Annotated in this window: 15 protein-coding genes and 1 tRNA gene; 12 read left to right on the top strand and 4 right to left on the bottom strand. The window is 57.9% G+C overall.

What is annotated here, in order from left to right:
* Window positions 1-488: 488 nt before the first annotated feature.
* From QWJ34_RS25010 to QWJ34_RS25030, 5 genes are all read left to right on the top strand, one after another.
* Complete coding sequence (locus tag QWJ34_RS25010) at window positions 489-2,261, top strand: ABC transporter ATP-binding protein (protein WP_302731825.1); 1,773 nt, start codon at window positions 489-491, stop codon at window positions 2,259-2,261.
* The gene (locus QWJ34_RS25015; RefSeq protein WP_483314303.1) at window positions 2,258-4,099 is read left to right on the top strand and encodes an ABC transporter ATP-binding protein; all 1,842 of its coding nucleotides are present in this window, start codon (window positions 2,258-2,260) and stop codon (window positions 4,097-4,099) included. Before QWJ34_RS25010 ends, QWJ34_RS25015 begins: the two co-directional genes overlap by 4 nt.
* Window positions 4,100-4,278: 179 nt before the next feature.
* Entirely contained in the window at window positions 4,279-5,469 is a 1,191-nt protein-coding gene (purT, locus tag QWJ34_RS25020) for a formate-dependent phosphoribosylglycinamide formyltransferase (protein ID WP_302731826.1), read from the top strand.
* On the top strand, window positions 5,459-5,914 hold the full coding sequence (locus QWJ34_RS25025) for a GNAT family N-acetyltransferase (RefSeq protein ID WP_302731827.1): 456 nt from the start codon (window positions 5,459-5,461) through the stop codon (window positions 5,912-5,914). The genes purT and QWJ34_RS25025 overlap by 11 nt, the downstream gene beginning before the upstream one ends.
* A 361-nt stretch (window positions 5,915-6,275) precedes the next feature.
* Window positions 6,276-6,806: a CAP domain-containing protein gene (locus tag QWJ34_RS25030; RefSeq protein ID WP_483314304.1), complete on the top strand. Its 531-nt coding sequence runs from the start codon at window positions 6,276-6,278 to the stop codon at window positions 6,804-6,806.
* Window positions 6,807-7,000: 194 nt separating this feature from the next.
* Here QWJ34_RS25030 and QWJ34_RS25035 read toward each other — a convergent pair.
* Window positions 7,001-7,073: transfer RNA gene (locus QWJ34_RS25035), tRNA-Lys, on the bottom strand.
* A 205-nt stretch (window positions 7,074-7,278) separates the two neighbouring features.
* Between QWJ34_RS25035 and QWJ34_RS25040 the strand changes: the two genes are divergently transcribed.
* The 5 genes from QWJ34_RS25040 to gyrA all read left to right on the top strand — a co-directional run bounded on the left by QWJ34_RS25040 (window position 7,279) and on the right by gyrA (window position 14,672).
* Window positions 7,279-8,112 (top strand): GDSL-type esterase/lipase family protein, encoded by an 834-nt coding sequence (locus QWJ34_RS25040; protein WP_302731828.1) that lies wholly within the window; start codon window positions 7,279-7,281, stop codon window positions 8,110-8,112.
* A 56-nt stretch (window positions 8,113-8,168) separates the two neighbouring features.
* Complete coding sequence (locus QWJ34_RS25045) at window positions 8,169-9,140, top strand: ABC transporter ATP-binding protein (RefSeq protein ID WP_302731829.1); 972 nt, start codon at window positions 8,169-8,171, stop codon at window positions 9,138-9,140.
* Between the two features lie 10 nt (window positions 9,141-9,150).
* Complete coding sequence (locus QWJ34_RS25050; RefSeq protein ID WP_302731866.1) at window positions 9,151-10,122, top strand: ABC transporter permease; 972 nt, start codon at window positions 9,151-9,153, stop codon at window positions 10,120-10,122.
* Window positions 10,123-10,217: 95 nt separating this feature from the next.
* A complete protein-coding gene (parE, locus tag QWJ34_RS25055) occupies window positions 10,218-12,191 on the top strand; it encodes a DNA topoisomerase IV subunit B (protein WP_302731830.1) in 1,974 nt (657 codons plus the stop codon).
* Between the two features lie 24 nt (window positions 12,192-12,215).
* Complete coding sequence (gene gyrA, locus QWJ34_RS25060) at window positions 12,216-14,672, top strand: DNA gyrase subunit A (RefSeq protein WP_302731831.1); 2,457 nt, start codon at window positions 12,216-12,218, stop codon at window positions 14,670-14,672.
* A 207-nt stretch (window positions 14,673-14,879) separates the two neighbouring features.
* Here gyrA and QWJ34_RS25065 read toward each other — a convergent pair whose 3' ends face one another.
* Both QWJ34_RS25065 and QWJ34_RS25070 read right to left on the bottom strand, forming a co-directional pair.
* Entirely contained in the window at window positions 14,880-15,701 is an 822-nt protein-coding gene (locus QWJ34_RS25065; RefSeq protein WP_302731832.1) for an RluA family pseudouridine synthase, read from the bottom strand.
* Window positions 15,701-16,570 carry a class I SAM-dependent methyltransferase gene (locus QWJ34_RS25070; protein ID WP_302731833.1) on the bottom strand — a complete coding sequence of 290 codons (870 nt, stop codon included), beginning with the start codon at window positions 16,568-16,570 and terminating at the stop codon, window positions 15,701-15,703. Before QWJ34_RS25070 ends, QWJ34_RS25065 begins: the two co-directional genes overlap by 1 nt.
* Before the next feature lie 193 nt (window positions 16,571-16,763).
* Between QWJ34_RS25070 and QWJ34_RS25075 the strand changes: the two genes are divergently transcribed.
* Both QWJ34_RS25075 and QWJ34_RS25080 read left to right on the top strand, forming a co-directional pair.
* Window positions 16,764-17,213 carry a flavodoxin gene (locus tag QWJ34_RS25075; RefSeq protein ID WP_302731834.1) on the top strand — a complete coding sequence of 150 codons (450 nt, stop codon included), beginning with the start codon at window positions 16,764-16,766 and terminating at the stop codon, window positions 17,211-17,213.
* Complete coding sequence (locus QWJ34_RS25080; protein ID WP_302731835.1) at window positions 17,210-18,037, top strand: hypothetical protein; 828 nt, start codon at window positions 17,210-17,212, stop codon at window positions 18,035-18,037. Before QWJ34_RS25075 ends, QWJ34_RS25080 begins: the two co-directional genes overlap by 4 nt.
* Window positions 18,038-18,137: 100 nt before the next feature.
* Here the strand turns inward: QWJ34_RS25080 and QWJ34_RS25085 are convergent, their stop codons facing one another.
* The gene (locus QWJ34_RS25085; protein WP_302731836.1) at window positions 18,138-18,980 is read right to left on the bottom strand and encodes a GNAT family N-acetyltransferase; all 843 of its coding nucleotides are present in this window, start codon (window positions 18,978-18,980) and stop codon (window positions 18,138-18,140) included.
* Window positions 18,981-19,102: the final 122 nt, after the last annotated feature.

Genomic DNA, 19,102 nt, shown 5'->3' on the forward strand with positions numbered 1-19,102 from the left:
CACCGGAAAGCCGTATGAGGGAAAACCTCACGTACGGTTTGATGAGGAGGGGCAGAAAAAAAATGGAGACGTTTTGATCTGCCTTTTACTCTAGTACGCTAACGAATTTCTTCCGCAGCTCTTAACCTGCTTTTCCGAATAGGAATTCTTTAAAAACCAGCCCCGGCGAATACAGCCCCGGGGCTTTTTCAACTGGCAAAAAGAAATATGCAACGTTTAAATTAAAGCGTTTTCGTATTTTTTTATAGCTAAAGTAGCAAAATCGTCCAAAATCGCCGAATACGGAAGGATACGCGACTATTTCATATGAACGATTGCGCTGACATCGTGAACGGATTGCTAAGCCGCTGCATTGCCTGAATACGCTTTTTTCCTCGCTTTGCCGGGATAAAGACAGGGTGATAAACTGCATTATGCTCAGGCTGTTGCTTCTTGAAAGGAAGAGGCGGCGCCCAAATTCGGCATCCCCGACAACAAGGAGGAAAGATATGAACGTTCTCAGGCGACTGCAGGACTATTACTGGGAGAAGAAGGCGTATATGTTCGTCTCGATTCTTTTTCTGGCAATCGCCACTGCCCTGGGGTTGGTGTACCCCAAACTGCTTCAAATCTTGATCGACGACGTCATTACACCCCGTCACTTCGAACGGGTACCGCAGCTTGCGCTGGCGGTAGTGGGCGTCGTGGCGCTCAAAGCGTGCATGCAGTTCCTGCACGGATTCTTCGGCGCGCGTCTTGGTAACTATCTCGCTTACCGGCTGCGCAACGCCTGTTACGAGAAACTGCAATTCCTGTCGTTCCGCTACTACGATACGGCCAAGACCGGCGACCTGATGTCCCGGCTGACGGGCGACCTCGAAGCGATCCGGAACTTTATCGGCTTCGGGTTCGCCCAGATCCTGAACGTGTTTATGATGGTGATCTTCGGCGCGATCATGATGCTGTCGATCAACTGGCAGCTGACGCTGTTTACCTTGATTACGATTCCGCCGCTCGTATTCGTGGCGCTGCGGTTCGAATCCCGGATTCATCCGGCTTTTCAGGAGATGCGTCTTGCCATGAGCTCGCTGACGACAGCCGTGCAGGAGAACGTAACCGGCGTGCGCACCGTCAAAGCTTTTGCGCGCGAACCGCACGAAGTCGGCAAATTCTCGCTTCGCAACGACCGCTACAAAGACAACCAGCTGCACGCTTCCGGGCTGTGGAGCCGCTACTTCCCGGCGATGGAACTGCTGGCTTCGGGCTGCGCGGTGCTGCTGCTCGGCGTCGGCGGCACGATGGTGGTCCGGGGCAGCCTGACGATCGGCGAGCTTGTCGCTTTTTTCAGCCTGATCTGGTACATTATCGGCCCGATGTGGGGCATGGGCTTCCATATCAACAACTATACGCAGTCTGAAGCCTCCGGCGAACGGGTGCTGCAAATCCTGAACCAGCCGATCGACGTGCGCGACAAAGAAAACGCCGTTTCGCTGACCGGGCAGGAGGCGCAGGGCCATGTAACGTTCGATAAAGTGTCGTTCGCCTACGGCAACAAACTGCGCGCCGTGCACGGAATCACGTTCGACGCGCCTCCGGGCAAAGTCGTCGGTTTCCTGGGCGGTACCGGTTCCGGCAAATCGACCATTATCCAGCTGCTGATGCGCGCCTACGATGTGACCGAAGGCTCGATCAAGCTGGACGGCGTCGATGTGCGCGATCTGCGGATCGAAGACCTGCGCGGACAGATCGCGACCGTGTTCCAGGAAACCTTCCTGTTTTCTTCGACGATCAAAGGCAATATCGCGTACGGCATCGGCGATGTGTCCATGGACGAGATTATCCGCGCGGCCAAGCTGGCCAAAGCGCACGATTTTATTATGGAAATGTCCGAAGGCTACGATACGATTGTCGGCGAGCGCGGAATGGGTCTCTCGGGCGGACAGAAGCAGCGGATCGCGATCGCGCGGGCGCTGCTCAAGAATCCGAAGATTCTGATTCTCGACGACGCCACCAGCGCCGTCGATATGGAGACCGAGCACGAGATCCAGGCCGGATTCCAGGAAGTCATGCGGGGGCGCACCACGTTTATTATCGCGCACCGGATCTCCTCGCTGCGCCATGCGGACGAAATCCTTGTGCTCGAAGAAGGAAAGATCGTCCAGCGCGGACGGCATGAAGAATTGACGCGGCAGTCCGGGCCTTACCGGGATGTGTACGAAATCCAGTACGCCGACCATATCGCCAAAAGGGAAGAAGAACGCGAAGGGGAGGCGAGACTGTGAGTACGCATACCGAAAAGCTGAAGTCGGATAAGCAGCAGCCGCAGGGCGGTCCCGGCAGCGAACGCTTTGTCTACAAAGACGACGACGTGATCGACAAAGCGTTTAACTGGAAGCAGTTTGCGCGGCTCTTCTCTTATATGAAGCCTTACGCGAAGCAGATGCTGCCGCTGATTATCGTCATGACGATTCTCGGCACCGTCACCAAGCTGACCGTGCCTTATCTGACCGGCGTGCTGGCGATCGACAAAGCGATCAAGCCCGGCAACCTGACACTGCTGTATATCGTAACCGCGGCCGTGCTCGGACTGTACGTGGTGCAGTGGGCGGCCAATGTATTCCGCATCAAGTACACCAATATTATCGGGCAGCGCGTTATCTACGATATCCGCTCCGCGCTGTTCACGCATATCCAGAAGCTGTCGTTCAATTTCTTCGACAAGCGTCCGGCGGGCTCCGTGCTGGTTCGGGTCACGAACGACGTCAACTCGCTGCAGGATCTGTTTACAAACGGCGCCGTCAACGTGATGATCGACTGCGTGCAGCTGGCCGGCATTATCGTTATTCTGCTGCTGATCAACTGGAAGCTGGGACTTGCCGTTATGCTGACGGTTCCCGTCATGTTCATTATTTCCACCAAGCTGCGCCAGAAGATCCGGATGGCCTGGCAGGACGTGCGGATGAAGAATTCGCGCATCAACTCCCACTTGAACGAAGCGATTCAGGGCATTCGGGTGACCCAGGCTTACACGCAGGAAAAAGAAAACATGAAGTTCTTCGACGGCATGAACGCCGACAGCCGCAAATCCTGGAACCGCGCTTCGACGATGAACCAATCGTTCGGTCCGATGATCGAAATCACCGGCGGCGTCGGATCGATGATCCTGTTCTGGTACGGCACGTTCCTGATCCAACAGGGAGAAGTAACCGTCGGCCTGCTGGTTACGTTCGCGAACTACGTCGGCAACTTCTGGGACCCGATCAACCGTTTGGGCCAGATGTACAACCAGCTGCTCGTCGCGATGGCTTCGTCCGAACGGATCTTCGAGTTTCTCGACGAGAAACCGAGCATCGACGACAAGCCGGGCGCGCAGCCGCTGCCGAAGATCGCAGGCAATGTCTCGCTGGAAAAAGTCGTTTTCGAATACGAGCCGGGACGACGCGCGCTGAAAGGCATCGATATCCAGGCGAACGCCGGACAGTCGATCGCGCTTGTCGGCCATACCGGTTCGGGCAAATCGACGATCATCAATCTGCTCAGCCGTTTCTACGACGTCACGGAAGGGGCGGTCAAGATCGACGGCATCGATGTGCGGGACGTCAAACTGGAAAGTTTGCGCTCGCAGATCGGCATCGTGCTGCAGGATACGTTTATATTCTCCGGCACGATTCGCGACAATATCCGCTTCGGGCGGCTCGGCGCGACGGACGGGGAGATCGAGGAAGTGGCGCGCGCGGTCAAAGCGCACGACTTCATCTCCGCCCTGCCGGGAGGCTACGATACCGAAGTCGAGGAACGCGGCAGCGCGTTGTCGATGGGGCAGCGCCAGCTGCTCTCGTTCGCCCGCGCTCTGCTGGCCGATCCGCGCATTCTGATCCTGGACGAAGCGACGGCCAGCATCGATACGGAGACCGAGCTCAGAATCCAGGAAGCGCTCAAAGTGCTGCTGCAGGGCCGGACTTCGTTTATCGTGGCGCACCGTTTGTCGACCATTCGCCATGCGGACAAGATCATCGTACTCGATCACGGCGAGATCAAAGAGCAGGGGACTCACGAAGAACTCGTCCGGCACGAAGGCATCTACAACGGACTGGTCGAAGCGCAATTCCGTTTTCTGTAAGAACGTCCTGTATTCGAAAGTTACTGAATAGGTAAGCTATGAATTCCGAAAACTCGCGACTTTTTTCGCGAGTTTTCGCCATTTTTTCATAAAAATTTGAGCGACCGGGGTTGCAATTCGGCGGCCGAGCACACAAAATAGAAAAGGACAAACCAAAAAGGCGTAGGAGTTGGTCAACGATGTGGGGGGCTCCATTATCCGCGGACGCGAGGAAGCTGATGCTTCTCGGAAGCGGGGAACTGGGCAAGGAAGTCGTGATTGAAGCGCAGCGCCTTGGAATCGAATGTATTGCGGTGGACCGCTACGAAGGCGCGCCGGCCATGCAGGTCGCGCATCGCAGCCATGTGATCGATATGCTGGACGCGCAGGCGCTGAGGGAATTGGTGCTGAGCGAACGGCCGGACCTGATTGTGCCGGAGATCGAAGCGATCGCAACGCCGATGCTGCAGCAGCTGGAGAAGGAAGGATTCCGCGTGATTCCGACCGCTACGGCGGCGCGGCTGACGATGGACCGCGAAGGCATCCGCCGTCTGGCGGCCGAAACGCTGGAGCTGCCGACGGCGGATTATCGCTTCGCGGACAGTCTGGACGAACTGAAATCGGCGGTGGCGGAGCTTGGCGCGCCGTGCGTAATCAAGCCGCTGATGAGTTCGTCGGGCAAAGGACAAAGCGTGCTGAAAACGGCGGAAGACGCGGACAAGTGCTGGCGGATCGCGCTGGAAGGCGCACGCGCCAAGAACAACACGCGAGTGATCGTGGAAGCGTTCGTGCCGTTCGAAAGCGAAATTACGCTGCTGACCGTCAGAAGCGTATCGGGAACGACGTTTTGTCCGCCGATCGGGCATATCCAGAAAGACGGGGATTATGTCGAATCGTGGCAGCCGCACGCTATGGACGAAGACAAGCTGGAAGAAGCCAAGCGCATCGCGGCGGCAATTACCGAGAAACTTGGCGGTTACGGGCTGTTCGGCGTCGAGCTGTTTCTGACAGCGGACGGCGTCGTATTCAGCGAAGTCTCGCCGCGTCCGCACGACACCGGCATGGTGACGATGGCGACGCAGGATCTGTCGGAGTTTGCGCTGCATGTCCGGGCGATCCTCGGACTGCCGGTGACCGGCGTCGAACTGCTGACGCCCGGCGCTTCCGCTACGCTGAAAGCGGGCCGGGCAAGCACGGCGTTCAAAGTCGGGGGCGTCGCGGAAGCGCTGCAAATTCCGCGCACGCAGGTACGGATATTCGGCAAGCCCGATTCGAAGCCGGGACGTAGAATGGCCGTCGCGCTCAGCGCGGCGGAAGATGTGGAAACTGCGCGCAGTCGCGCCCGTGAAGCGGCCGGCCTGCTAAAAGAGGAGTATTCGGATGACAACTAATGTACTGGAACGAACAGCCAATCTTCGCACAGCCACCTGCGGCGACGCCGCCGTTCTGACCGGGCTGATGCGTAAACTGTCGTATCCCACCACACCGAGCGTGATGCGGGAACAGCTGGAAACCCGCGAGAATAATCCGAATTACCGCACTTATTTGGCGGAGTGGGAAGGCCGGGCGGTCGGCATGATCGCGCTGCGCCTGATTCCCGCCCGCGGCAGCGAAGACAGCATGGTCCAGATTGCGGGACTGGTCGTCTCCGAAGAATGCCGGGGCCTGGGGCTGGGCAAGCAGCTGCTCGGCCGGGCGGAAGCCTGGGGCGCCGAATGCGGCAGCGGCCTGCTGTGCGTCACGAGCATCAACCGCGAAGAGCGGCTGCCCGCGCACGAATTCTATATGCATGCCGGATTCAAGAAATACGGCTGCCGGTTTATGAAGGCCCTGTAAATCTGCCGTTTCTGCCGTCCATAAGCTTTGCTTTCGGTTCCGCTCCCTGCGAGCGGGGCCTTTTTGTATGCTCTTCATTTGCGGGGTTTTTATACCGATAATGCTTATAGGAACGCAGCAGGCGGCGACTTGTTTCAATAATTGAGACAAGCTGCTGTATGACGTTTTTGTGAAAAGCAAAGGAATCCGGACGTGTCCGACGAAGCGATAGAGGGGGCTTTTTTGCCCGCAAGCTGGTTGTATGGTAAGATGGATAACGGTTCCATTTTGAATATTTATGCGTTTTGTAAACAGGCGGGAAGTCAAAAGGACTGACGGGGTTGGCTCCGGTCCATAATATGGGTGATCACAGGGGGATACTATGCGTAAATTGTACAATTCGGGGAAAATGGCAAAAAAAGCGGCGGCTATGGCTGTAGCCGTATCGCTTGCATTCGGTGGTGTATATGCGGGACTTCCGCCGGCATCTGCCCAGGCGGCGCAGACTTCTTATCAAACGGCTTATTCGACGGTGACGGTCGACAAAGCCAAGTTCAACGCTAAAGTCGTGTACCTGGTAAACCTGGAACGGCGTAAAGCCGGTCTCAAGCCGCTGACTATTAATACCCGGATTTCGAGTACGGCGAAACTCAAAGCGGCGGATATGTCGAAAAAAAATTATTTCGACCATACTTCGCCGACTTACGGATCGCCGTTTGCCATGATGAAGACGTATCAAATTACGTACCGCACGGCCGGCGAGAATATCGCCATGGGCCAGAAGTCGCCGGAAAGCGTAATGGTCGCCTGGATGAACAGCAATGGGCACCGGGCGAATATCCTGAATCCCGGGTTCAAATCGATCGGCGTCGCTTATTACAATGGATACTGGGTCCAGCAGTTTATCGGTTGAGCCTGCCGACGAACCGGCAGGAGCGATTCGGATACGGGCCGCCTTTGGCGGCCTGTCCGAGCCTGCGCGGTTGGCGGGAGCCGATGAACGGACGCATGGAGAATCCGGCGGAGGAGAGAAGGATGGAAACAGGGAAAAGGAACAGAAAACCCCATCCTCCCGGGAGGATGGGGTTTCTTCATTATATAAAGGAATGGGACATGTAGGAATCGAACCTACAACCTGTCGATTAAGAGTCGAATGCTCTGCCAATTGAGCTAATGTCCCATATTTACTCTAGCGGCCGCCCGGTTGTTAGAACATCTTGTCCCCGGCGACAAGAAATATCTTATCACATATCAGAACTATATGGCAAGCACTTTTTCGAAAAAAGTCCGAAAAAACTTTTAAGGCGTTTGCCAACAAGGCTATAGAACATGTATGTTAGTTAGTGCACGTTTTATAGAAGGAACTTTGCGGAAGCGGGGACTGAATGATGAATTCGTGGAAGTGGATATGGCGGCTCTCGGCTTCGCTGTCGGCCGCCGCGACGCTGGCGCTTGCGGCCGGCTTCGGGTACGGGGCGCGGGAAATGATGTTTCCCCGCTCGAACGGCATGGAGACCGCGTCTCCGGCCGAAGCTCCGCTTGCGCAGCGAGAGCCTTCGAAAGACGACGGCAGCTACCGGATCGCGGCGATCGGGGATTCGCTGGCCAAAGGCACCGGCGACGTGACGGGGCAAGGATTCGCCCGCCGCACGGCGGCGCTGCTGGAGCCTCAGAGCGATACCGAAAAGAACGGCAAAAACGTACATTTTCTGAACAATCTCGGTATCAACGGCATGACGACGCAGCAGCTGCTGGGCGAACTGGAAGAACCCGGCGTGCAGTATGTATTGAAAGAAGCCAACCTGATTCTGCTCTCGATCGGGGCGAACGATTTATTCCAGGGCGGGGCGGCGCTTCAGACGGGAACCGGCGCTCCCGCGGCGGATTCGATCGAGCGGGTGCTGCCGGAAGCGGAAAGCCGGTTGGAGCAGGCGCTGGATAAACTGCGGGAGATCAATCCTTCGGCCGATATCGTCTATGTGGGACTTTACAATCCGTTCGGCGATATCGACGCGCTGCGCGAGACCGGCAATGCGGGCATCTCGAAATGGAACGCCGCCGCCTCGGCTTTGATCGCCGTGCGCGCGGGCATGACGCTGACTCCGACATTCGATTTGTTCCAGCGCGATACCGCCGCTTATCTGTCGTTCGATCATTTTCACCCGAACGCGGCCGGCTACGAGCGCATCGCGGACCGGATCGTGCAGGGACTTCGGTAAAAAAGAACGCGGCCGGCCGCTTTTTACGGCACAGGGCATAGGGAGGCTGAACCAAGATGAAGCAGCAAACAAGCGGCTCCGTGCTGCACGTCCGCGATTTGAATAAACGGATCGGGCGCAAAACGATTATTCACAGCATCAGCTTCGATGTGCGCGAAGGCGAGATTTTCGGTTTTCTCGGCCCCAACGGAGCGGGCAAAACGACCACGATCCGCATGCTGGTCGGACTGATCAAGCCGACGGCCGGCACGGTGGAGATCTGCGGCTTCGACGTGCAGAAGCAGCCGGAGCAGGCGCTCAAGTACGTTGGTTCGATCGTGGAGAATCCGGAGATGTATCCGTATTTGACAGGCTGGGAGAACCTGATGCACTTTGCGCGCATGCAGGAAGAGATCGGGGAAGACCGTATTCGCGAAGTGACCGAACTGGTACATCTGGGCGGCCGGATTCATGAGAAAGTGCGCACATACTCGCTGGGCATGCGGCAGCGGCTGGGCATCGCCCAGGCGCTGCTGGCGCGGCCCAAGCTGCTTATTCTCGACGAGCCGACCAACGGTCTCGATCCGAAAGGAATCAAAGAAATGCGGGCTTTTATCCGGGAGCTTGCGGCGGGCGGGCTGGCCGTATTCGTATCGAGCCATCTGCTGAGCGAGATCCAGCTGCTGTGCGACCGGGTCGCCATCATCGGCGGCGGCCGCGAGCTTGCGGTCGGCTCCGTCGACGAACTGATGGGCGCCGGCCGGGGCATGGTGATCTGGGACGTCGAGCCCAGGGATAAAGCGCTGGACCTGCTGCGCGGATACGGCGATATCGTCGTGGTCGATTCGGCCGGGGCGGCTGCGCTGGAAGACGCGGCCGCGGCCATGATCAACGCGCGCAGCGTCGTGACCGAGACGCCGGAAGAACGGGTGCCGGAAGTGCTGGACCGCATGGTCCGTGAAGGCATCGCCGTACGGGGCGTGCACCGCGTCGCGCCGACGCTGGAGCGCCTGTTCCTGCAGATGACGGAGGGTGAGGGCATTGAATAGATTTTGGGCGATGGTGCAGAACGAAGTCGTCAAGATTGTCAAAAAGAAACGCTTCTATATCGTTCTGCTGATCCTGGCCGTGCTGGTGCCGATCTTCAGCTACGCCCAGATGCGCCAGTCGCTGGAGCGCCGCGAAAGCTACGGCAGCGACTGGCGGCTCGAAGTGCAGCAGGCGATTACCGATAACCAGAACTCGCTCAGCAGCGACAGGGTGCCGCAGGAATGGAAAGTCTACCGGCAGATTTATATCCAGCAGATGCAGTATTATCTCGATCACGACGTCAATCCGAACGAACCGGGCGGCGTGACGTTTACGCGCGAATTTATCGACAATTCGTCCACGCTGTTTATTCCGCTGATGATTATGACGATTGCGTCCGACCTGGTATCGTCCGAACGGACCGGGGGCACGATCAAGATGCTGCTGACGCGTCCCGTAAGGCGCTGGAAAGTGCTGCTCAGCAAAGTGACGGCGCTGCTGATGTTCGTGTCTTTGATCGTCGCAAGCGCTTATTTGATCTGCTATCTGATCTCCGGCCTCTTCTTCGGCTTCAAAGGCTGGACGATCCCGGTGTTTACCGGATTCGTGCTGAACGGCTCCGACGTCGATCTGAGCTTCGTGCAGGCGACGCCGCAGTGGCGGTATCTGCTGATGCAGGCGGGACTGGTCTGGTTCGTGGGCGTCGTCGTGGCGCTGCTGGCCTTTATGGTATCGGTGCTGGTGCGCAGCACGGCGGCGAGCATCGTCGTGATGATGGCCGCGCTGATCTCCGGCTCGATCCTGACCAATATGGCGTCCGCCTGGACCAGCGCCAAGTATCTTTTTATGGTCAATCTCGGACTCACCGAGTATCTGGCGGGCAATCCCGCGCCGATCCAGGGTATGACGCTGGGCTTTTCGCTGGCCGTTCTGGCGGCCTGGGCCGCGGTTTCGGTTATTATTTCGTTCCTGGTCTTTACGAGAAGGGACGTTTTGACTTAGAATAAAAAGAGCAAAAATGAAAACACTTGTTTGCATTTCGGCAAAAGAAAGATTCCGGAAGCAAAGAGCGAGCAAGAGAGAAAGAGGGAGAAATCATGGCCGAACAGATCGAGACGGCGGAACAAACGGCAGCCCTGGCAGCCGTCCAGGGATACGACGCGGACGACATTCAGGTGCTTGAGGGCCTTGTCGCCGTGCGCAAACGGCCCGGCATGTATATCGGCAGCACCAGCGCGTCGGGGCTGCACCATCTGGTATGGGAGATCGTCGACAACGCGGTCGACGAGCATCTGGCGAAATATTGCGACCGGATCGATGTGACATTGAACAAAGACGGATCGGTAACGGTCCGCGACAACGGCCGGGGCATTCCGACCGGCATGCACAAGAGCGGCGTGCCGACGCCGCAGGTCGTCTATACGGTCCTGCACGCGGGCGGCAAATTCGGCGGCGGGGGATACAAGAAATCCGGCGGCCTGCACGGCGTCGGCGCATCCGTGACCAACGCGCTGTCCGAATGGCTGGAAGTCGAGATTTACCGCGACGGCAAGATCCATCGTCAGCGGTTCGAATACCGCGTGGACAAGAAAGGCGCGGAGCATGTCGGCCAGCCGGTTACGGGACTGGAAGTGCTCGGCGGCACCCGGCAAAGCGGAACCAAAGTAACGTTCAAACCGGATATCCGCGTGTTCAAAGCGGGCATCTCGCTGAATTACAATACGCTGGCCGAGCGCCTGCAGGAGATCGCGTTCCTGAACTCCGGCCTGCGCATCGTGCTGACCGATCAGCGCACGGACGTGTCCGAAGAGTTTTATTATGAAGGCGGAGCCAAGCAGTTCGTGGAATTCCTGAACGAAGGCAAGGAAGTGCTGCACAGCGTGGTCCGCTTCTACGCCGAGAAAGAAGACATCGAAGTGGAAGTCGCGTTTCAATATAACGCCGGTTATACCGAAACGATCGCTTCGTTCGTCAACTCCATCCCGACCCGGGGCGGCGGTACGCACGAAACGGGCTTCAAAACGGCTTATACGCGCGTCTTGAACGAATATGCGCGCAAAACGGGCGTGCTGAAAGAAAAAGACAAAAACCTCGAAGGCGGCGATCTGCGCGAAGGCATGATGTCCGTCATCAGCGTCAAGATGGGCGACGTCGAATTCGTCGGCCAGACCAAAGACCAGCTCGGCAGCTCGTCCGCGCGCAGCGCCGTGGACGCGATCGTGTCCGACAAAACGGCGCAGTTCCTGGAAGAGAACCCGCAGGTGGCGCAGATCCTGATCCGCAAAGCGGTCCAGGCTTCCCGCGCGCGGGAAGCGGCCCGTAAAGCGCGCGACGAGATGCGCACCGGCAAGAAGCGCAGCGAAAGTTCCAACCTCGGCGGCAAGCTGACGCCGGCCCAGTCCAAAGACTTTACCAAGACCGAACTGTTTATCGTCGAAGGCGATTCCGCCGGCGGTTCGGCCAAGCAGGGCCGCGATTCGAAGATCCAGGCGATCCTGCCGCTCAAGGGCAAGCCGATGAATCCGGAGAAATCCAAGCTGGCCGATATCCTCAAGAACGAAGAATACCGGACGATCGTCTCGGCGATCGGCGCGGGCATCGGACCGGAATTCGCGGTCGAAGACAGCAACTTTTCGAAGATCGTCATTATGACGGACGCCGACACCGACGGCGCGCATATCCAGGTGCTGCTGCTGACGTTCTTTTACCGTTATATGAAGCCGCTGATCGACCAGGGGAAGGTCTATATCGCCCAGCCGCCGCTGTACAAGATTACGCGCAAAGGCTCGCGCAAAAGCGAGATCGTATACGCCTGGAGCGACGAGGAACTGGAGAAGCTGACCAAAGGCGGCAGGAACTTCGAGCTTCAGCGCTACAAAGGCCTGGGCGAGATGAATCCGGACCAGCTCTGGGAAACGACGATGGACCCGGCGACCCGCACGCTGCTCCAGGTGCAGATCGAAGACGCGGCCAAAGCCGAACGGCGCGTTTCCACGCTGATGGGCGACAAAGTCGATCCGCGCAAGCGCTGGATCGTGGAGCATGTGGACTTTACCGAGGTCGAAGAATAAGCGACAGAAGGGGATTTTGAAGCAATGAGCGTACCGGAAGAGAAATTTCAACCGGCTTTCCTTGAAGAAGTGGTCGGCGACCGCTTCGGCCGGTATTCCAAATATATTATCCAGGACCGGGCGATTCCCGATGTCCGCGACGGGCTGAAGCCCGTTCAGCGCCGGATTCTGTACGCGATGTACGAATCCGGCAACACGCCGGACAAAGGCTACCGCAAGTCGGCCAAAACGGTCGGCGACGTCATGGGCAACTACCATCCGCACGGCGACTCTTCGATCTACGAAGGCATGGTGCGGATGGCGCAGCCGTGGAAAATGGCGCATACGCTTGTGGACGGACACGGCAATTGGGGTTCGATCGACGACGATCCGGCCGCGGCGATGCGCTACACGGAAGCGCGGCTGTCGACGATCGCGATGGAGATGCTGCGCGATATCGACAAGCGTACCGTCCAGTTCAAAGACAACTTCGATAACACGGCCAAAGAACCGGTCGTGCTGCCGGCCCGCTATCCGAACCTGCTGGTTAACGGGGTCAGCGGGATTTCGTCCGGCTTTGCGACGGAAATTCCGACGCACAATCTGCGGGAAGTCATCGACGCCTGCATTGCGGTAATGGAGAATCCGGAGATCGACCTGGACGGCATTATGCAGCACATCAAAGGACCGGACTTCCCGACCGGCGGCATTGTGATGGGCGAAGCCGGCATCCGCGAAGCGTATGCGACGGGCCGGGGCAAGATCCAGGTCCGCTCCAAAACGGAGATCGAGAGCGTGCGCGGCGGCAAACAGCAGATCGTGATTACGGAAATCCCGTACCAGGTGGTCAAAGCCCGTCTGGTCACGGCGATGGAAAGCATCCGGCTGGAGAAAAAAGTCGAAGGCATCGCCGAAGTGCGGGACGAAAGCGGCCGCGAAGGCATGCGCATCGTCGTCGAGCTGAAGAAAGACGCCGACGCGACCGGCATTCTGGCTTATCTGCTCAAGAAGACCGATCTGCAGGTCAGCTACAATTTCAATATGGTCGCGATCGTTAACAAAGCGCCGCGCCAGCTTGGCGTCAAAGACATTCTCGAAGCCTACATCGGCCACCAGCGCGAAGTCATCACCAAGCGGACGACGCACGAGCTGGACAAAGCGCGCGACCGCGCCCATGTGCTCGAAGGTCTCGTCAAAGCGCTGAATATCCTCGACGATGTAGTCGCCGCGATCCGCGCTTCCAAGAACCGTCAGGATGCGCAGAACAATTTGCAGTGGATGTTCGGCTTCACCGAGCGCCAGGCGGATTCGATCCTGACCCTCCAGCTGTACCGGTTGACCAATCTGGAGATCACGCAGCTGGAGAAAGAGCACGCCGAGCTGGAGAAGCGCATCGTGACGCTCGAAGGGATTCTCGGCAGCAGCCGCAAGCTGGACAACGTGATCCGCAAAGAATTGACCGAGATCCGCGATAAATTCGGGATCGGCCGCCGTTCGGAACTCCAGAGCGAAGTCGAAGAAATCAAGCTCAACCTGGAGGTCATGGTGCCGCAGGAAGACGTGATGGTTTCGTTGTCGCAGGAAGGCTATATCAAGCGGACCGGCATGCCGTCGTTTACGCGCTCGGGTGGCGACCGCAGCGGCTCCGGCGCGCGCGAAGGCGACTATATCCGCCATCTGCTCGATGTGAGCACGCTCGACCGTCTGCTTGTGTTTACGCAAAAAGGCCAGTATTACCTGCTGCCGGTGCACCAGATTCCGGAGTTCAAATGGAAAGACAACGGCACGGCGATCGTCAACGTGATTCCGCTGGACCGCGAAGAGCGCATCGTATCGCTGATTCCGGTAAGAGAACTGGAAGAGTCGGAGCTGTCGCTGGTATTCACCACGCGCAAAGGCCAGGTCAAGCGCACAGCGCTGAAAGATTACGCCACCAAGCGGGCGGGCGGAGTCGCCGCCTGCAAACTGGGCGAAGGCGACGAAGTCGTTCAGGTCAATCTGAGCGACGGCGGCAAAGACATGCTGCTCGTTACGGCGCAGGGCATGAGCATCCGCTTCGGCGAACAGGAAGTATCCGCGATGGGCCGGGTATCGGCCGGCGTGCGCGGCATTCAGCTGAAAGAAGGCGACGAAGTAGCCGCGGCGCTGTTTGTCACCGGCGACGACGGGGAAGTGGTGGTCGTCAGCGACCTGGGCTACACGAAGCGCTCGATGCTGCTGGAATATCCGTCCCAGAGCCGGGGCGGCAAAGGCATCGCGACTTTCGAATTCAAGGAAGGCAAGCGGGTCAAGCCGAATGGAAACCGTCTGCTCGGCGCGTACAATACAAGCGGCGTCCTGCCGGCCGTAGCCGTGCTGTCGAGCGGCGAGCGGCTGGAATTCCCGGCGGCCAAAGCTCCGCTTACAGAGCGCAAACATATCGGCAAAGCGCTGGTGACGGTGGAGAAGCCGAATACCATCGCCGATCTGCTGCCGTCGTTTGTACGGGAATCCGGAGTTTAAGCCGGACCGGGGCAAGTTAAAACGAAGACGTTTCTTTCCGTGGTTCGCCGCGGAAAGAAACGTCTTTTTTTCTAGGGCAGCGGCGGCAAGAGCGCACGCCACGCCCAAAAAGCCGTTTGTCCGGCTGCGAAAGCAGCTTTCCAAACGGCTTTGTTATAGGTCCGATCCCGCGGCAATCTCCAGCGCCGAGCCGCGAAATCTCTTTATTTACTCCCCGTGTTCCAGCTCTTCGCGCAGCATCTTGTACACATGGCCCGACCACTGCGTCCAGGGCGCCGTATCCGGCGGCAGCGAGACCAGCAGCGTCGATTCTTTCGAGACCGGATGCGGAAAACGCAGCCGGACCGACCACAGCGCGATCTGCTCGCCGGGCCGGGTCTGCGATGCGCCGTACTTCTGGTCGCCGAACAGCGGGCAGCCGATCGTGCTCATCTGCACGCGGATCTGGTGCGAGCGGCCGGTATGCAGCTCGACCAGCACCAGCGCGCGCCGTCCGTCGTCCTCCAGCACCCGATAATCGAGAATCGCTTCTTTGGCGCCCGGCGTGCCTTTGCGCACCGAAGCGACGATGTTGGTGCGTTCGTTTTTGAGCAGGTAATGCACAAGCCGTCCTTCGCGTTCGCGCGGCACGCCGTTGGTGACGGCGGCGTACGTTTTGCGGATTGCATGCGTGCGTACGGAATCCGACAGGCGGGAAGCCGCTTTCGACGTTTTGGCGAAGATCATCGCGCCGCCGACGGGACGATCGAGCCGGTGCACCAGTCCAAGGAACACATTCCCGGGTTTGTCGTGCCGGATCTTGAGATCGCTTTTGAGCAGCGTCAGCATATCGGGATCGCCGCTGGCGTCTTCCTGTACCGGAATATTGACCGGCTTGACGACGCCGAGCAGATGGTTGTCCTCCAGCAGCACCGCAATACCCGAGAGGGACGCTTGAGCGGCCGCAGCCTCCGATTGGCGATCGGGCTCGCCGGACGCCGCGCTTCGTCTGGTCCGATCCGGGCGATCCGGTCCGCTGGGCCCGTTCATCAGTTCGACTCCCAGCGTCCGAGAATGCCGCACGGCAGCGTCAATTCGGAGCGCGTAATCGGCAGACCGATCTCGCCCGCGCTGATCTTGCCGCCGTAGCGCGGCTTCATCGTCATTTCCAGCATATTCGACAGCACAGTCGGCGAAATACCGGTCGTGTAGGAGTTGATCAGCAGGAACAGCGGATTGTCCGACAGGATTTGCAGGCACGATTCCAGGAACGGATACAGGCTGGATTCCAGCTTCCACGTCTCGCCGCTGGGTCCGCGTCCGTAGGAAGGCGGGTCCATGATAATCGCATCGTATTTGTTGCCCCGGCGCTGTTCGCGCTGCACGAATTTGAATACGTCGTCGGTCATAAAGCGGACATGGCGATCTTCGAGTCCCGACAGCTGGATATTTTCTTTCGCCCACTGCACCATGCCCTTGGCCGCGTCCACATGGACGACATCTGCGCCCGCGTAAGCGGAAGCGACTGTCGCGCCGCCCGTGTAGGCGAACAGGTTCAGTACTTTAATCGGCCGTCCGGCGTTTTGGATCTTCTCGATCATCCAGCTCCAGTTGGCCGCCTGCTCCGGAAACAGACCGGTATGCTTGAAGCTGGTCGGCTTGATGTAGAACTTCAATTTATCGTCGTACGTAATCGTCCAGCGTTCCGGCAGCTGCTTTTTCCACGACCAGCTTCCGCCGCCCGCCGAACTGCGGTGATAATGGCCGGCCGTATCGCGCCACGGTCCGCTTTCGTCGGCGATCGGCCAGATGATCTGCGGGTCCGGACGCCGCAGCAGTACGTCTCCCCAGCGCTCCAGCTTGTCGCCCGCGCCCGTATCGATCAGTTCGTAGTCTTTCCAGTTTTGAGCCATGTACATCAGTCTTAAACCACCCTTGTGTATAGTCGTTATGGTACCCGAATTTCACGAATCTCCAAGATTCAATTGTACCCGAGGACCGCGCAAAAATCCACAAATTCAAAAGAAGTTGACATTGATAATCATTATCATTTATGATGTGGCATAACGGTTTAACGAGTGGTTTTTCAAAACGAATCCTGGAGGTCTGATCATGAGCAAACTTGTTCTCATATATGCCAGCATGACCGGCAACACCGAAGAAATGTCCGAATTGATTACAAACGGCATCGAAGAAGCAGGCGGGGAAGTCACGATCAAGCTGGCCGAAGACTGCGAAGCGGATATTCTGCTCGATTACGACGGGATCATTCTGGGCGCGTATACCTGGGGAGACGGCGAACTTCCGGACGAATTCCTGGACTTTTACGAAGAGTTGGACGACCTGGATCTGGCGGGCAAAAAAGCGGCGGTATTCGGCAGCGGGGACACGGTGTACGAGCAGTTTGCGAAAGCGGTCGATCTCTTGCAGGAAAAGCTGGCCGAACGCGGCGCGGAAATGGTGCTGGAGCCGTTGAAGCTGGAGCTGAACCCGTCGGGCGACGAGCGCGAAGCGTGCCGGACATTCGGCAAAAGCTTTGTCGGCAGCACCGTCGGCGTATGAGCGAAGCCAGAGAACGCGAGACACCGGCGGAGGAGAGCAGACTGCTGGAAGACTTCCGGCTGGAACGCTGGCTGGCCTCGGCCCGAAGCGAGGGACGGCGTTACGGCGCGGCGGACACGGGGTTCGAAGATTGGACCGCAAACGGCGCGTCCGCCCGGTCCGGTGCAGGCACGGGGCATTTGTCCGCCGGAAGCGGTTATCATTGGACGCAGCGCGCACAGTATGCGGTCGGTCATGCGATCAACCGCTATTATGCGGCCGAACCCCGTTTTCGCGTCCACGCGGATATCGGGGAGCTGGTCGATTACCGCTGGCCGCGCCGGATCGAAGATTTCGATTCGGAAGAAAGCTACTGGGCGATCAAAGACCGCATTGCCGCAAATCTTGCGTCTTTTTTCGCTTCCAACGAATACGAAAGCGAACGGCCGGTCGTGCTGTACGAGCAGTTTGCCGTGCGCGTTCCGGAACTGGAAATGGATCTGTCGATGATTTTCCAGCTTGCCTGGCAGGGAAAAGACGGCGAAGGACTGCATCTGCAAAAATTCGTCGTCGAATACGATCCGGATGTGCTGGAAGGGTACCGCCATGCGGCCCGGGTATTCTGTTATCGCGCGTTCGGCGCGGAGCCGTCCCGGATCGAAGTGTATACCGTGCTCGGCGGAGAACGGATTCTGCTGGAGGCGGCGGAAGGTTCGTACGAGGACTCGCTGGATTATCTGCGGCTGGCTTACAGCGGCATGGAGGAAGCGGAGGAACAGCGTTCCTGCTCCTGCAGCCGCTGCCGGCAGGAATCGGAGCCGTCGCGCAGCGCCAATCTGTGCTGATCGAGCGGCGGGACGGACAAAGAACAACAGGTTTGCGAATTGAACAAACACCCCCGGCATAAACAGCGTTCGCCGGAGGTGTTTTTTTTAAAGTTCTTTTTCAAAGCTGGAGTTTGTAATAATCCTGTACCGCGTACGAGCGGAAGCCGCACGATTCGTAAAGATGCAGAGCGTTTTCGTTTTGCGTTTCGACGCCGATATAAATTTCCTGACCCCGTTCATGCTCGCTGCGGATAATCCGCTTCAGCATACTTCGCCCGATTCCCTGTCCGCGGCAGGATGGATCGACGACCAGACCGAATATTCCGCTTTGGCCGGCTGTATCGTAGTTCATGACAAGCGTTCCGACCGTCTCGCCTCGATGCACGATCATGCGGCGCGTATGGGCGGCTGTGCCGTTCTCTTCATCGAGCATCGCCAGCACGTCCGATTCGCTCATATCGAAGCCGTCCGCATACAGCCGAACGATCAATCCGCGGTCTTCCGGTTCAAACGGACGATACGAGACCGATATGTCCGATTCCCGTCGATTTTCTTGCGCTTCGTCTTCGTGCCATTTCATTTCGTGTTCGGAAAAAGAAAGCCGGCAGCGAATGGTTTTGAGCCACCGGGCCGCCGCGTTTGAATCCCTCGGAGCGTTCAGCAGAATCGACTCGGCATCGTTCAGCGCTCCCGAAGCGGCCGCTTCGTTCCATAAATTCGTGAAAATGCCCTGTCTGCGATAATCGGGATGCACCATGCCGCAGACTTCGAACTGGCTGCCGAAGCCGTAGAGCGCCAGGAATCCGACAAGCTTATCGTTTTTATGGCAAAAATAATTCAAGAGTTCCGAACGGTTGTCCATTTTGAGCAGTTCGTCGTTCAGCTTCAATTGGATGCCGTCCGTGCGCTCGCATAGACGCTGCAAATCTTTAATATCGTCGAGCTGCTTGGCGTTCAACAAAAAAATACCTCCGGATGTTGTATTGAAATGCGACATAACGCCATACAAAACCTCCAGCATTTTTCAAGTAGGCCTACTATAACATATCGAAAAGGAAGCGAGCAACGAATAGGCGCGCAAAA

It is taken from the genome of Saccharibacillus sp. CPCC 101409, from assembly GCF_030518235.1.
Taxonomy (GTDB): Bacteria; Bacillota; Bacilli; order Paenibacillales; family Paenibacillaceae; genus Saccharibacillus.